General features: G+C 60.6%; 8 protein-coding genes. 4 read left to right on the top strand and 4 right to left on the bottom strand.

Going from position 1 to position 15,415, the window contains the following annotated elements; translation table 11 throughout:
• Positions 1 to 137 precede the first annotated feature (137 nt).
• The 3 genes from K3G63_RS01890 to K3G63_RS01880 form a co-directional block, all read right to left on the bottom strand.
• Positions 138 to 2,570 (bottom strand): TonB-dependent receptor, encoded by a 2,433-nt coding sequence (locus K3G63_RS01890; RefSeq protein ID WP_220612398.1) that lies wholly within the window; start codon positions 2,568 to 2,570, stop codon positions 138 to 140.
• A 337-nt stretch (positions 2,571 to 2,907) separates the two neighbouring features.
• Positions 2,908 to 3,240, bottom strand: coding sequence for a hypothetical protein (locus tag K3G63_RS01885; protein ID WP_220612397.1), 333 nt, complete (start codon positions 3,238 to 3,240; stop codon positions 2,908 to 2,910).
• Between the two features lie 181 nt (positions 3,241 to 3,421).
• Positions 3,422 to 6,028, bottom strand: a complete 2,607-nt coding sequence (locus K3G63_RS01880) for a TonB-dependent receptor (RefSeq protein WP_220612396.1) — start codon at positions 6,026 to 6,028, stop codon at positions 3,422 to 3,424.
• 222 nt (positions 6,029 to 6,250) lie between these two features.
• Between K3G63_RS01880 and K3G63_RS01875 the strand changes: the two genes are divergently transcribed.
• The gene (locus K3G63_RS01875) at positions 6,251 to 7,738 is read left to right on the top strand and encodes a hypothetical protein (protein WP_220612395.1); all 1,488 of its coding nucleotides are present in this window, start codon (positions 6,251 to 6,253) and stop codon (positions 7,736 to 7,738) included.
• A gap of 35 nt (positions 7,739 to 7,773) precedes the next feature.
• On the opposite strand, the gene K3G63_RS01870 is transcribed toward K3G63_RS01875, so the two are convergent.
• Positions 7,774 to 8,130 (bottom strand): winged helix-turn-helix domain-containing protein, encoded by a 357-nt coding sequence (locus K3G63_RS01870; protein WP_259404231.1) that lies wholly within the window; start codon positions 8,128 to 8,130, stop codon positions 7,774 to 7,776.
• A gap of 257 nt (positions 8,131 to 8,387) precedes the next feature.
• On the opposite strand from K3G63_RS01870, the gene gltB reads away from it, so the two are divergent.
• The 3 genes from gltB to K3G63_RS01855 all read left to right on the top strand — a co-directional run bounded on the left by gltB (position 8,388) and on the right by K3G63_RS01855 (position 15,399).
• Positions 8,388 to 12,908 (top strand): glutamate synthase large subunit, encoded by a 4,521-nt coding sequence (gltB, locus tag K3G63_RS01865; protein WP_220612394.1) that lies wholly within the window; start codon positions 8,388 to 8,390, stop codon positions 12,906 to 12,908.
• Between the two features lie 39 nt (positions 12,909 to 12,947).
• The gene (locus tag K3G63_RS01860; protein ID WP_220612393.1) at positions 12,948 to 14,423 is read left to right on the top strand and encodes a glutamate synthase subunit beta; all 1,476 of its coding nucleotides are present in this window, start codon (positions 12,948 to 12,950) and stop codon (positions 14,421 to 14,423) included.
• A 388-nt stretch (positions 14,424 to 14,811) separates the two neighbouring features.
• Positions 14,812 to 15,399, top strand: coding sequence for a hypothetical protein (locus K3G63_RS01855; protein ID WP_220612392.1), 588 nt, complete (start codon positions 14,812 to 14,814; stop codon positions 15,397 to 15,399).
• The last annotated feature ends 16 nt before the right edge of the window (positions 15,400 to 15,415 follow it).

The following is a 15,415-nucleotide window of genomic DNA, read 5'->3' as shown; positions in this document are numbered from 1 at the left end:
ACTGCTTCGTTGCGGTTCAATAGCCCAGGGTTTAAACCCTGGGCTACGGAGCGGTTGCTTATGGTTAGCCAGCGGTAGAGATGCTTCGGCTCCGCTCCGCATGACACGGCCAAGAGGGCTTTTATACAAGCAGCTTTTTAGAAGGTGTAGCCCACGGTAGCCATGAAGTTGCGCGGGGCGCCGGGGCTGGTGCGGAAGTAGTCGTACCCGCCCACGAAGTAGTACCGGTCGAGCAGGTTGTTCACGTTCAGGTGGAAGTTGAACTTGTCCACGGTATAGAACAGGGCGGCATCGAGCACCGTGTAAGAGGGCCAGTGCCCCCAGTATTCCTCCCCCGTCGTGGTATTGGTCACCCGGTTTTCGGTGCGGCGAGCAGCTACGTAGTTGCCTCCGAGGGCCACGCCAAACCCACGCAACGCCGGGGTTACGAACGTGTACTTGGTCCAGAGGCCCGCCGAATGCTTGGGCGCATTGGCCAGCGGCTGCCCATTTTCGGCGTCTAGCTGGGCATTCCGGACTTCGGAGTGATTGAAGGCATAGCTGGCGTTTAGGCTTAGGTTGGAAACGATGTTACCAGTCAGCTCCAACTCCGCCCCGCGGGAACGGGCCTCGCCGTTCTGACGATACACCGGTGCCCCGTCGGGTGTAAGCGAGCCGGTGCTCACCAGTTGGTTGCGCTTCACAATCTGGTACACGGCCACGGTCCCGAACAATGCTTTATTGAAGAACTCGCCCTTCAAACCGGTTTCCAGCTGATAGCTGGTTTCAGGGTCGAAGGATGAGCTGCGGCCGTAGCGCTCCGGAAACCGAACATACTCGGGCTTGAGGGGCCGGAACCCAGCGCTGTAGGAGGCAAAGTAGTTCAGGTTGCCCAGCAGAGCGAAGGTGAGGCCGGCGCGCGGCAGCAGCTTGCGCTGCTTGATGTTGTCTGAGCCGTCGCCGTAGTCCCGCTCATCGGCAAACAGCTCGTAGCGAGCCCCCAGCAGCAGGCCCAGGCGCGGCGTCACGGCTATCTGATCCTGCACATAAAGGCCGGTGGTGTGATACACCGAGTTGATGTAGTCGATGAAGAACTGGGGCAGCGGCCGGCGGACGTATTTGGTGGGGTCCTGAATTTCGTACACCGGATTTTTCAGGTCGAAGGTCAGCGGCGTGGCTACCCCATTCACCAGCTTCTGCCGTGCCTCAAACATGGTGCTTTGCTTGTCGGTAGTGAAGCGGATGTAATCCAGGCCCGCTACCACCTTGTGCGTAATGGAACCCGTGGAGCGGTTGAGGGCAAAGTAGGCGGCCAGGTTTTTGGTGTACTCTTCGGCGCGCCGGTCGAAATAGCGCAGGTTCATGACCGTGTTGGCGGGCGCGTCGGCGTAGGTGTTCAGGGTGCGGTGCTCGCTCAGGTTCTCGTTGTAGGTGAAGTCGAGGTAGGAAGCATTGAACGACAGCCAATCGGTGAATTTGTGGTTGAGCGAGGCGTTGAGGTAGTAGGTGCTGGTGCGGAAATAGTCGCTCGGCTGGCTTAGGGTAAACGAGCGGGGTAGGGCGTACAAATCACCACCCCGAATGGGCAGGCCGCGGTCCAGAAACCCATCTACGTGGGTATACACCAGCTCGGCGTTGATGGTGGTTTTGTCGGTAGGCAGGAAGGTGACGGTGGGGGCCACCATCACGGAGCGGGTGTCGTTCACGTCGCGGAAGGTGTTCGACTTCTCGAAGCCCGCATTCAAGCGGTAGAGCACGTTTTTGCGCTCGTTCAGGGGGCCCGTGAAGTCGGCCGTGGCGCGGGTGGTGTTGAAGCTGCCACTAGAGAAGCTCACCGCTTTGCGGGCCACGTCCAGCGGCTTTTTGGTTACCATGTTCACCGTGCCGCCGGGGTTGATGTCGCCGTAGAGAGCTGCGCCGGGACCTTTCAGCACTTCCACGCGCTCCAGGTTCACCGTTAGGGGAGCTTGCGTAAACGAGTTGCCGTAGCTGAAGCCCGAGCGCAGCCCGTTGAGGAGGCGGAAGCCGCTTTCGTAGCCGTTGCGGAAGCCCCGGATGGTCAGGTCGTCGTAATGCGAATACTGCGTAACGCCGGCTATGTTTTTTACCACATCAGGCAGGCGTAGGGCCTGGCGGTCTTCCATCAGCTCCTTGGTCACGGTGGAAATCGACTGGGGCACGTCTTTCAGCGCCGTGGCCGTTTTGGTGCCCACAAAGCTGTAGTCGCTCTTGTAGGTGGTTTCCTTGCGGCCCAGCACTTCCACTTCCTGGAGGGCATTGGTGCTGGCGCGCAGGGTAAAATCGACCACTAGGGCAGGTGTTTCGGCGCTCAGAATAACCGTGCGCTGCTCCTGCTGGTGGCTCAGACTGCGGGTGATGAGCGTGTACTCGGCCAGGGGCAGCTGATCCAGGGAGAAGTGCCCTTCGGCGTCGGAAAGGGCCGAAAACCGCCCGGATTTTTCCACCACGGTAACGCCTTCGAGGGCCTGGCCGGTGGGGCTGATGAGGTGGCCGCTGATGCGGCCAGACAAGGTTTGGCCGGCTGCCAGGCTCGGGGCCAGCAGCAGTAAAAACAAAAGTAGTCGTAGCATGAAAAAAGGCGCACCTGTTCCCTGGCCGGGTTGTGGCCCAGGGCGGTTATAGTCAAGAAGAAGGAGGAATGCCGCCGGGTATCCGACTACCGCACGGCCGTAGCGGCCCGGCAATCCGCGGGAGCCTCTACAGGAAAATCAGCTTGTTGGCACTACCCCAGAAACCTTGCTGGCCTGGTTGCTGGAGCCCTCGCGGGGTAGCACACGCCTACACGCAGCCTGGCAGAGGTCTGATACTCCGAGCAACTACCTAGTCATTAGGCAGCCAGAGTTTGATAGGCCGACGGAGTACAGCATCCAGCCAATGGCCGTATTGGCGGCTGAAATACAGCTGATTCTAGCTACAGGAAACTGGCGGCCCCCGCAGGCAGGCACCCTCTAGCAGGTGCGAGGCCCGGCACACGGGCGCTTGAGGCCGGTATACCGCGTAGGCCAACAGGCGCACGGGCTCCGGCAACTTTATTGGCACCGCCGGCTGGAAGGGGGCGTTATACAGCTGCTCCGTGTAGCAGTGCTGGTGCTTGCCCGAAAGCACCTCCTTCTGTTGTCCCGACTTTACACTGATACTGGTCAGAGGCGTGTCCTGGGTGTGCTGGTGGAAGTGCAGGCGCAGCACGGCCGCCTCGGGAGCTACTACCCGAAGCAACAGGCCCAACAGCCACCATGCCACAACTTTACGCCTACTATGCACTATGCCCAGCTAGATTCATGAAGAATACATGAAAGGCAAAGGTAGAACAATTGCGCATCATGCATCATTGATGCATCTATTTCAGGCTAGAAATTTACAGAGTCACCATCTGCAAAAGTCTACACTTGCCACCTCCCGTACTTGCGGTTGGCGGGTCCGCTTACAGCCCGTAGGCTACCTGCAGGTAGTACAGCCCGCCCACGCTCGGGCCGCCCAGGTAGCTCACGTAGTAGTGGTTCAGCAGATTGCTGGCGCCCAGCTTCAGGCGTAAGTTGGGGGTAGGCAGACGGTAGCTGACCTGAGCATCGAGGGTACTGTAGGCGGGCACGTAGCCGTTAACCAGGAAGGTTTGGGAGTAATAGCGGGCCTGCCAGCGGAAGTTGAGGCCGAAACCGACGTTCTTTACTACATCCTCATTACCCAGGCTCAGGTTATAGGACCAGCGCGGGGTATTGAAGCCGTCTTCCAATCCATCGGCAGACTCGGTGCGGTCGAGGCGGGCATAGGTGACGCTGGCGCCGGCCAAGTAGCCGCCAGCAACGTCGTAGCGCAGACCCAGGGAGCCGCCGTAGTTGTACACCTGGCTTTGGGAGTTGGTCCAGAGGCGGTAGCGGGCCTGCCCGGCGCGGGCGCTCAGGGCCGTAGCCACTGTGCTTAGGTCGGCGTCGGCAGACAGGGGCTGGCCGGCGGCATTCACGGGCACGTAGGCTTCTACCTGGGCAATAAAGTCGCGGTAGGTGTTGTAGTAGAAATCCACATCGGTTAGCAGGCGGCCACCGGGCAGCAGGGCCGCCTTGTAGCCCAGCTCCAGAGACTTGATGTGCTCGGGCCGCAGGTAAGTGTAGGTGTTCTTCACCAGCAGCCCTTGGTTGCGGGCAATGGCTTGACTGCGCGAGAGGCCGTTGGTGTTCACATCGCGCGTCACGGCCGCGCCAAAGGCATCAATGGAGCTGCGCAGGTAGCTGTTTTCGAATACCCCATCCGACATTACCCTCAGCCCCCCGATGCGCTTTACCTGTCCGCTGTTCACGTTGGAAAAGCCCTCAAACAAGCTCGGAAAACGGTAGCCGCTCTGGTAGCTTACCCGGAAGTTGTGGCGCTGGGTAGGCGAGTACACCGCTGTCAGGCGCGGATTGAAGCGGGTAGCGAAGTAGTCGTTCTTGTCGGCACGCAGGGTAGCCGTGAGCCGGATTTTCTCTTGTAGCAGCCGCGCCCCGGCCTGCACAAAGCCCCCGGTTTTGCCGTAAGTGAGCGTGCTGTATGGGTCTTCGCCCTCCTCAGGGTTGATAAAGTAGTTGCCGTCGGGCTGAATGAGGTAGGTGCGGTGGTCAAGGCCCACCAGCAGGTCGGCCCAGGCGGGCAGGGCTTTGCTGCCTCGGCGTAGGGCCTCCCCTATGTTCACTTGGCCCTCGGCATGGAGCAGTTCAGCCTGCACACGTAGGGCCGCGCCCTGGTCCCAGTTATTGATGCCCGCCAGCTCCCGCAGACGCTGCTTGAACGCGGGCGTGCCGGGCTGTAAGCGGCCGGTGTCAGCGGCAGTGCGGGCCGCGGCGTGGGCCTGGGCTACGGTTTGGCCGTCTTGCGTGGCTCTGTTCCAAGCGGAGGTGTAGTCGTCGTTCCACTGCTTATCGGGCTTGAAGCTGCGGTCCAGGTTTTCGGCCATACTGCGCAGATTGTAGCTGCGGCCGGTATTTTCCTGGGTGAAGTAGGCGCGGGCCTGCACCACGGGGGTAGTCAGCTGCAGGGCGTGCTGCTGCAGATGATAATTACTGAGTTGAAACCGGTTGCTGCGCTGGTACACGTTATCGAAGTTGGCACCCCGGTAGGTGTAAGCCAGTTCGGCGTTCGGGGTAAGCTTGTAGTGCAGGGCGGCATCGTAGCGGAAAGTTTGCAGATGGTAATCCACCACGTCCTGTTCCTGGTAGCCGGTGCGGGCCACCTGGTAGGTCTTTCCCCCTAGCGTCAGGTTCGAGCGGTTGGAAGACTCATTGCCGTAGCTGCTTACTGGGTCGCGGGCGGGGTTGTCAGCCCCCAGCAGGCCGGTGGTGGCGTTGCCGTTCGGGTTGATGTCGGTGGGGTCGGTAGCCATCCAGTCGTAGCCACGCAGGTAGGTACCATTCACCTTGAACGCCAGCTTGGGGCTCAAGGCCTTGGCGTAGCGCACACTGGTTTCGGAAAAGACATGCGCGCCGGTGTTGGCGTCGTTTACATGGTTCACCCCTATCTTCTGCTGCACGCTTAACCCCTCGCTGCGGAATGGGTTGCGGGTACTGAAGTTGGCCAGCCCGTTGATGGCGTTCAGCCCATACAGCGCGGCGGCGGTGCCCGGCACAATTTCCACGGCCTGAATATCCAGGTCGCTCGGGCCCAGCACGTTGCCGATGGGCCCGCCGATGTGGGGTGCTTGGTTATCAATACCATCTACCAGCTGCACGAAGCGCACGTTGGTGGTATTGGTGAAGCCCCGGGCGTTTATCACCTTGAATCCCAGGCTGGGCGTAATCACCTGCACGCCCTTTACGTGCTCAATGGCATCGAAAAACGAGGGGGCCGGCGTGAGCCGCAACTGCCTCGCCGTCAGCTTCTCCACCGTCACCGGCGACTGTAAGATGCTCTCCTCCACCTTCGAAGCGGCTACCACTACCTCCCCCAGCCGCGTCGTATCCGCTAGCGCTGGCTGGCTCTGGGCCAAACTGGTCAGGGGCGTGGCGCAGAGTAGCGTTAGGAGTTGGATCAGAAATCGAGGGTAGGGAGTAGCGTCGGGCATGCGTTATATTTTGCTAAACATAACGCTGGATTCGGGAAATGGTTTTTACTTTCCTAGGCTTAGGTGGTAGTGCTTACCAGCTCAGCGCTTTTTACTACCCCTTACTTTATTTGTAAGTCCCTAAGAGTAATAGAGCCTTCTCTACTCGGGCTTTCCCGGTGCCCTCTCCCTTTTCAGCTTGCCTTCCCCCGGCACCTTGTTCCCTCCTGTGCTGATAGCTACATGAAATACCTCTTCTTACTGGCTAGCTTAGGTGTAGCAACTACCGGCCCCGCCTGGTCGCAACGACTCGCCTACACAGTTGAGCCCGCTGGTCAGGCTACCGATAAGTTACGGGTGACGCTAACTTACCAAACAGCCGATACCACGCAGACGACCTTTCACTACCCGACTAACTTCTGGGGTGAGACGAACTTAGAAAACTGCCTCACCGAGTTGCAAGCCAACATGCCCCTGCAGCGCGAAACAACGGGCGACTGGGTAGTAGTCACGGTGCGGCACCGCCCTGGGCAGCGGGTGCGCCTGCGCTACACCATCCGGCCCGACCAACACGATACGTTGCGCAACGAGCGGACTTTCCGCCCCATCATCGAACAGGGGTACTTCCATGTATATGGCTTTGCCCTCTTCATGAAGCCACTCCGTTATTGGGCCTCGGAGCAAGACCAGCAGAAAGTGCGGGTGCAGTGGCGGCTGCCCAAAAGCATGCCTTTCCTTTCCAGCCTGCAGCCCCAAACGGCTTCACGGGTGCAGGTAACCGGGCGGCGCAGTTTATTGGAAAGCAGCATGTTTCTGGGCGGGAAGCTACAGCTACAGGCCTTGCCCGTCGGCCAAACGCAGGTATGGTTTGCTACTCGCCCCTTTCGGCATTTTCAGGTAGATAGTGCGGCTCGCCACCTGCAGCTGGCGGTGCAGGCACAACGCGCCTTCTGGCAGGATCCGGGTCCGCCCTCGTTTCTGGTTTCTCTCCTACCCACTTACGACCCCTGGACCGAGCGTAAGCACCGCCAGAGCGTGTCCGGCACTGCCTTAGCTGACTCTTTTTCTGCCTTTGCCACCGATAACAAAGGGCCAGCTATTGCGAGCCGCGTTGACTACCTGCTTTTCCATGAACTGATGCACACCTGGATTGGCCACCAGATTCGGATCCGGAAGGAGGAGCGACAGTACTGGTTTAGCGAAGGCTTTACCGAGTACTTCCAGACGCAGTTGCGCCTGCGCACCCACCTGCTGACGCCCGCCCAGTATGTAGCCGAGCTCAATACGGAAGTGGTGCGCCCCCTCTACCTGTCGCCGGTGCGCAACGTCCCGAACGACTCCCTGAACTACCAGCGCTTCTGGACCAGCCGCGACTACGAGAAGCTGCCCTACCGGCGTGGCTTCCTGTTTGCGCTCTACCTTGATAATCAATTAAAAAACACAACGCCGCATAGCCTGGCAGACTGCATGCGCGCCATTCTGGCCCGGTCGTACACCACCAACCGGGAAGGCTTCACCGATGCCGAGCTGCTGGCCATCATTCGGGAAACTACCGGTTTCGACCCTACCCCTGCCTACCACCGCTACATTCAGCAAGGCCAGCTTATCGACTTTGTTACTCTGTCGCTACCGCCGGGCCTTCGGGTGCAGCCTGCTGCTACGGACTCCGTGCCGGTGTTCGAGGTAAGCGGCCCTCCATCCGAAGCGCTATACCAATTTCTTATTCGATAAGACGGGTAGAAACCGGTGTGGACACCTGCTGCCTGTTACAGCAACCGCGTCGCTTCTACCCTTAAAAACTCCTGAAACCGCTCCTGCAGGGCCCGGAACTCCTGAATTAGCTGCTGGCCTTCGGGGGTTACCTCGGCCCCACCGCCGCGCTTGCCGCCGGTTTGGGTCTGCACCAAGGGGGTAGCACTCTGGGCATTCAGGGACGAAACCAGGTCCCAGGCCCGCTTGTACGACATACCCATTTCCTGCGCTGCCTTCGAGATGGAGCCGTGTTCCTGAATGAGCGTGAGCAGCTCCAGCCGCCCAATGCCCATAAACCGGTCGTCGGGGGTTTCTACCCAGAGGCGGCCGTTGAGGCGAAAGTTCAGGTCGGGGCGGAGCAGGTTTTTCATGCTGTAAAGATGGGGCTACGGAAGGTTTGAAATCGTAGCAGGGGTAGCAACTTTCTGGCAGACGCGGCGCGGCAGCGCCCGGCTAGCAGGCTATTTGGAGGGATTGAGGAGGTTTCGGGGGGTAGGCTGCCAGAAGTTAGAAACCGGAAAATGAGGCGCGGGCGGGTCATGAGGTTTGCTGGCAGTGAATAGGTTGCTATTTCGGACCTGCTGCCGGGGGTCACCTTTCCACGCTCGAACCACGACACCTTTCTCCGATGGAGCACCACGCGCCCCAGGGCCTCTACCGCCCCGAGTTTGAACACGACGCCTGCGGCACCGGCTTTATTGCGTACGTCGATGGCCGTAAATCGCATCAGATTGTCGCCGATGCCCTCACCATTCTGGAAAACATGGAGCACCGCGGCGCCTGTGGCTGCGACTCCGACTCCGGCGATGGGGCCGGGCTGCTGCTGCAATTGCCGCACTGGTTTCTACTGGAAGAATGCACCACGCTGGGCATTCGGCTGCCTGAGCCCGGCGAGTATGGGGTAGGCATGGCCTTTCTGCCCAAAGAAACTACCCAACGCGAAGCCTGCCGTAGCATTATCAACGCCGCCGCGGCCCGGCTGGGAATACCGGTGCTGGGCTACCGGCCCGTACCGGTGAACCCGGCGGGCATTGGCCCCACGGCCTTGTCGGGGGAGCCGGCCATTGAGCAGGTATTTGTGGGTAGGCCGAGTGGGGTAAGTACTTCCGAGGATTTCGAGCGTAAGCTCTACGTGCTGCGCCGGTTGATTAGCCGCGAGGTGGCGGCCCAGCTGCCCGCCGAGGCGGTGTACTTTACCTCCCTCTCCTGCCGCGTTATCGTGTACAAGGGGCAGCTGACTACCTACCAGGTGCGCGGCTACTTCCCGGAGCTGTCGGATGAGCGGGTAACCTCGGGCATCGGCATGGTGCACTCGCGCTTTTCCACCAATACCTTCCCGAGCTGGCGGCTGGCCCAGCCGTTTCGGCTGCTGGCCCACAATGGCGAAATCAACACGCTGCGCGGCAACCTGAACTGGTTTTACGCCGGCCTTCCCTCCTACCTCTCGCCTTTCTTCTCGGCGGAGGAAATGGAGATTCTACTACCAGTTATTATTCCCAATCAATCGGACTCGGCCTGTCTCGATAACATTGTAGAGTTGCTCCTGCACTGCGGCCGCTCCCTGTCCCACGTCATGATGATGCTGGTGCCCGAGGCCTGGGACGGCAACGAGCAGATGGACCCACTGAAAAAGGCCTTCTACGAGTTCCATGCCACCTTTATGGCCCCCTGGGACGGCCCGGCGGCTCTGCTCTTCACCGATGGCCGCATGATAGGCGCCATGCTGGACCGCAACGGCCTGCGCCCCCTGCGTTACGCCGTTACGAACGACGGGCGGGTGCTCGTGGCCTCCGAAGCGGGCGTGCTGGGCGCGGGCCTGCCCGAAGCGGCCGTGGTGCGCAAGGGCCGCCTGCAGCCCGGCAAAATGCTGCTCATTGACACCGTGGCCGGCCAGATCATTACCGATGAGGAGCTGAAAACCCAGGCCGCTACCCGCCAGCCCTACGGCCAGTGGCTCCGCGACTACCAGATTCGGCTGGAGGAGCTGCCTGAGCCGCGCCTGGTGTTCACCGACCTCTCGGCCGACTCCGTGTTTAAGTACCACCAGGTGTTCGGCTACACCCGCGAGGATATCGACTCCATTCTGACGCCTATGGCCTTGGACGGCAAGGAGCCGATTGGGTCCATGGGCGTAGATACACCGCTGGCGGTGCTTTCCGATCAGCCTCAGCACCTGAGCAGCTACTTCAAGCAGTTCTTTGCTCAGGTTACCAACCCGCCCATCGACCCCATCCGGGAGCGACTGGTGATGAGCCTGGCCACCTTCATCGGCAACAACGGTAACATTCTCGATGAGGACAAAATGCACTGCCACTGCGTGGCCCTGCACCACCCTATCCTGACCAACCACGAGCTGGAAAAGCTGCGCAGCATTGATACGGGCCTGTTCAACGCCAAAACCATCAACACCTACTTCCGGGCCGATGGCAAGCCGGGCGCGCTAAAGGCTGGCCTGGAACGCCTGTGCCGCTACGCCGAAGATGCTGTGGACGACGGGTTTGAGGTGCTGATTCTCTCGGACCGCTACCTCGATTCGGAGCACGCGGCCATTCCCTCGCTGCTGGCCGTGTCGGCCGTGCATCACCACCTGATCCGGAAGGGCTATCGGGGCTCGGTGGGGCTGGTAGTAGAAGCCGGCGACGCCTGGGAAGTGCACCATTTCGCCTGTTTGCTGGCCTTCGGGGCCACGGCCATCAATCCTTACCTGGCCCTCAGCACCATCCAGACCCTGCATGCCACCGGACGGTTGGGGCCCGCGCAGGAGGTAGGGAAGCTGCAAGCCAACTACAGCAAGGCGGTGTGCGACGGGCTGCTGAAGATTTTCTCCAAAATGGGCATCAGCACCTTGCAGTCATACCATGGCGCGCAGGTGTTTGAAATTCTAGGTATTAATCGGGAGGTAGTGGACGCCTACTTTACCGGGGCCGTGACGCGCATTGGCGGGCTGGGCCTCGATGAAATTGCCCGCGAAACCTTATTCAAACACTACCAGGGCTTCCGGAGCAGCACCCTGGAAGAACAGTCCCTGCTGCCCGAAGGCGGTGTGTACCAGTGGCGCCGCCGGGGCGAAGCCCACCAGTTCAACCCCGAAACCGTGCACCTGCTCCAGCACGCTACCCGCACGGGCAACTACGAAACCTACCAGCGCTACGCTCAGCTCGTCAATGCGCCCGGCAAAGGCACCTTTAGTTTGCGCGGCCTGCTCGATTTTGCCCACCACCGCCCGGCCGTGCCCCTTGCAGAAGTAGAGTCCGCCGAAAGCATTATGCGGCGGTTTGCTACCGGAGCTATGTCGTTTGGCTCGATTTCGCACGAGGCGCACAGCACCCTGGCCATTGCCATGAATCGCATCGGGGGCAAGAGCAACACCGGTGAGGGCGGCGAGGACCCGCTGCGCTACGAAGTCATGGAAAACGGCGACTCCATGCGCTCGGCCATCAAGCAAGTGGCCTCGGCCCGCTTCGGCGTCACGGCCCACTACCTCACCAACGCCGACGAACTCCAGATCAAGATGGCCCAGGGTGCCAAGCCCGGCGAGGGGGGCCAGCTGCCCGGCCACAAGGTAGATGAGTGGATTGCGAAGGTGCGCCACGCTACCCCCGGTGTGGGCCTCATATCGCCCCCACCCCACCACGACATCTATTCCATTGAGGACCTGGCCCAGCTCATCTTCGACTTGAAAAACGCCAACCGCCAGGCCCGCATCAACGTGAAGCTGGTGAGCAAGGCGGGGGTAGGAACCATTGCCGCGGGCGTTGCCAAAGCCCATGCCGACGTGATTCTGGTAGCCGGCTACGATGGCGGCACCGGCGCCTCGCCCATGAGCAGCATCCGTCACGCCGGGCTGCCCTGGGAGCTGGGCCTGGCCGAAGCGCACCAGACCTTGGTGCGCAACCAGCTCCGCAGCCGCGTGGTGCTCCAGACCGACGGGCAGCTGAAAACCGGCCGCGACCTGGCCATTGCTACCCTGCTGGGGGCCGAAGAGTGGGGCGTGGCTACGGCGGCGCTGGTAGCGGGCGGCTGCGTGATGATGCGCAAGTGCCACCTCAACACCTGCCCCGTAGGCGTAGCCACCCAAGACCCAGAGTTGCGCCGCCTGTTCAGCGGTAAGCCCGAGCACATTGTGAACCTGTTCCGGTTTATGGCCGAGGAGTTGCGCGAAATCATGGCTGCGCTGGGTTTCCGGACGGTAAATGAGATGGTAGGTCGGGCTCAGTTCCTGAAGCCGCGCCCGAATATTCAGCACTGGAAAGCCCGCCACCTCGATCTGCGCGACCTGCTTTACCTCACCTCGCCCGAGGCGGGCAGCACCCTGCACCACAGCGAAGAACAAGACCACGGCCTCAGCCATATCCTCGACTGGCAGTTGCTCCAACACGCCCAGCCGGCCCTGGACTACCAGCAGCCGGTTCAGGCAGAGTTTGCCGTGCAGAACACCGACCGTACCGTGGGCACCTTGCTTTCCAATGAAATAACCAAGCGCTACCACGCCGCGGGTCTGCCCGCACACACCATTAAGTACACGTTCCGGGGGGCCGCGGGCCAGAGCTTCGGGGCGTTTAGCGTGCGGGGCTTGTCGTTTCGGCTGGAAGGCGAGGCCAACGACTACGTGGGCAAAGGCCTCAGCGGGGCCCGCCTCATCATCTACCCTACCCCCGACGGCAACTTCGTACCCGAGCAGAACATCATCATCGGCAACGTGGCCCTGTACGGGGCTACCTCCGGCGAGCTGTTTGTGCGGGGGCAGGCCGGGGAGCGGTTTGCGGTGCGCAACTCCGGCGCTACGGCCGTGGTGGAAGGGGTAGGCGACCATGGCTGCGAGTACATGACCGGCGGCCGCGCCCTGATCCTGGGTCGCACCGGCCGCAACTTTGCCGCTGGCATGAGCGGGGGCATTGCCTGGGTGTACGACGCCGATGGCTCCTTCCCCGCCAACTGTAACCCCGAAATGGTGGAGCTGGACCCACTCGACGCCGAGGATGAAGCCCAGATTCAGGACCTGCTCCGCCAACACGCCGAGCTAACCGGCAGCCAATTAGCCGCCTTCCTGCTCAGCAACTGGCCCGAAGAAGCCGGAAAATTCGTGAAGGTCTTTCCTTCGGAATACAAGAAGGTGCTGCAAAAGGCCCGCTACGAAACAGTGCAGTAAACCGAAACACTAGAGCTACATACATACTCGCAACGCCTCATGGGTAACGCAATAGGTTTCAAGGAATTTCAGCGGGAAATGCCGCCCAAGGCGCACCCACAGGAGCGCGTGACGCACAACCAGGAGTTTGTGGGCAACTACTCCGAGGAGCAGCTGCACCGGCAGTCGGGGCGGTGTATGGAGTGCGGTATTCCGTTCTGCCACTCGGGCTGTCCGCTGGGCAACATCATTCCGGAGTTCAATGACGCTGTGTACCGCGAGGACTGGGCGCAGGCCTACCAGATTCTGAGCTCCACCAACAACTTCCCGGAGTTTACGGGCCGCATCTGTCCGGCTCCCTGTGAGTCGGCCTGCGTGCTGGGCATCCATAGCGCGCCAGTGGCCATTGAGGAAATCGAGAAACACATCATCGAAATTGCCTTTGCCAAAGGCTACGTGCAGCCCACAGCGCCAGTGCTGAAAACAGGCAAAAAGGTGGCGGTAGTGGGCTCCGGTCCGGCCGGACTGGCTGCCGCAGCCCAACTGGTGCGGGCGGGCCACGCCGTGACGGTGTTTGAGCGCGACGACCAGCCCGGCGGTCTGCTCCGCTACGGCATTCCCGATTTCAAACTTGATAAATGGGTAATTGACCGTCGTCTGCGGCTCATGGAAGAAGATGGGGTAGTGTTTCGCTGCAACACCGAGGTAGGCCGGGACGTCTCGGCGCAGGAGCTGACTAGCCAGTTCGATGCCGTGGTGCTGGCCGGCGGCGCCCTCGTCCCGCGCGACCTGCCCATTCCGGGCCGAGAGCTGACGGGCATTCACTTTGCCATGGACTACCTCACCCAGCACAACCGGCGCGTCAGCAGCCTGCCCATTGAGGCGCAGGAACTGTTGGCCACCGGGAAGGAGGTAGTGGTGATTGGCAGCGGCGACACAGGTTCCGACTGCGTAGGCACGGCCAACCGGCAGCAGGCCCGTTCAGTGGCGCAGTTTGCCCTCATGCAACAACCCTCGCCGGATCGGCCGGCGCACACACCCTGGCCCCACTACCCTACTACCCTCTTCCGAACCAGTACTTCTCACGAAGAAGGCTGCCACCGCTATTGGGGCATCAACACCAAAGCTTTTCTGGGCGATGAGCACAACCACCTGCGCGCCCTGCTCGTGACGGATGTAACCTGGGAAACCGATGTGCTGGGCCGACGCATGGGCTTCACCGAAATCGAAGGTTCAGAACGTGAGATTCCCTGCCAGCTGGCATTGCTGGCCTTGGGCTTCACTTCGCCCCGCTACGAAGGATTGCTGGAGCAACTGGGGGTAGCCCTGGATGAACGCGGCAACGTGCACACTACCAGCGAGGCCAACTACCTTACGTCGCGGCCCAATGTGTTTGTGGCCGGTGATATGCGCCGAGGGCAGTCATTGGTAGTGTGGGCCATTTCGGAGGGTAGGGAGGCGGCCCGTCAGGTCGACGTGTTCCTCACAGGCAGAACGGCCTTGCCCAGCAAAGACGCCGTGGGCATGTTCGGGTAGGCAGTGGCTAGGCCAAAGTACCGGGCCAGCGCGAGCACTACTCCACCTTACTGGCCTAAGCGGTTGGGGTGTGGGCGGCTGGAGTTTACTATTTCCCTCCGTTGCCTGGTTTTTTCTTCAAGGGGTAGCCAGAAAAATAGGCTATAAACCAGAAAAAACATTACCTCATCCGCAACCCATTGGTTGGTTTTTGCGCATAGGGTAGCTAACAGCCACGTAGGCTGTGCTTATCTGTATACCCTTAACGCAACTCAACTGCATGGAACCCAATCAATCTGCCACTCCTACTAATGAGGCGGCCGGCTCGTCCGCAGCTGATCAGCCCCAGAATGCGCAACAAAACGCCGGTGATCAGCAAAAGTCCGGTGCCGATTCTTCTAGCAACCCTTTGAACCAACTACCTTCTGGCGTTAAAAACTGGTTGGAACAGGCTGGCATTCAAAAAATTGTAGATCAACTTCCCCAAGGTGTTCGGCAGTTCCTGCCCAACTCCTGGGAGCAAATCAACAAGCTCACTACTACCCAGAAAGTAGCCGGCGCCGTGGCACTGGCGGGCCTGGGCTACTTGGCAACTCGCTCGGGCAAATCGGGCGGCAAGTCGTCAAAGAAAAAAGGCAACTACTACAGCGACAGCACCGAGTCGCAGCGGCCCAACCAGAACTACCGTTCCGGTAGCCAGGTACATCCTTCCAACTACTCGACCAGCTCCCATGTAGATGAGAGCCGCCGCATGGACAAAGGTCCTAACCGCGATGCTGGCGCTTCCAGCGCTTATGGCGTGGGTGGCTTTGACCGCCAGAACGAGAACCGTGTCGGCAGCTATAACTCGGGGGCTTCTGATTACTCTTCCGGCTTCTCCTCCGGCTATGATTCCGACAACAGCTCAGCCGGCTCGTCGTCAAAGGCAGGCCGCAGCCAAGGCTACCGCGGCACCTCTAGTAGCTCCGACGATACAGATTTCGCCAGCGGCGTGTAATAAAGAAATAGCTTCG

Origin of the sequence: Hymenobacter sp. HSC-4F20 (genome assembly GCF_019599275.1) — a bacterium.
Taxonomy (GTDB): Bacteria; Bacteroidota; Bacteroidia; order Cytophagales; family Hymenobacteraceae; genus Hymenobacter.
This window is presented reverse-complemented; position numbering and strand designations above follow the sequence as displayed.

Bases quoted from the DNA above. Each gene is read 5' to 3' on its own strand.
- K3G63_RS01890 (WP_220612398.1), bottom strand. From the start codon at position 2,570: ATGCTACGACTACTTTTGTTTTTACTGCTGCTGGCCCCGAGCCTGGCA.
- K3G63_RS01880 (WP_220612396.1), bottom strand. From the start codon at position 6,028: ATGCCCGACGCTACTCCCTACCCTCGATTTCTGATCCAACTCCTAACG.
- K3G63_RS01875 (WP_220612395.1), top strand. From the start codon at position 6,251: ATGAAATACCTCTTCTTACTGGCTAGCTTAGGTGTAGCAACTACCGGC.
- K3G63_RS01870 (WP_259404231.1), bottom strand. From the start codon at position 8,130: ATGAAAAACCTGCTCCGCCCCGACCTGAACTTTCGCCTCAACGGCCGC.
- gltB (WP_220612394.1), top strand. From the start codon at position 8,388: ATGGAGCACCACGCGCCCCAGGGCCTCTACCGCCCCGAGTTTGAACAC.
- K3G63_RS01860 (WP_220612393.1), top strand. From the start codon at position 12,948: ATGGGTAACGCAATAGGTTTCAAGGAATTTCAGCGGGAAATGCCGCCC.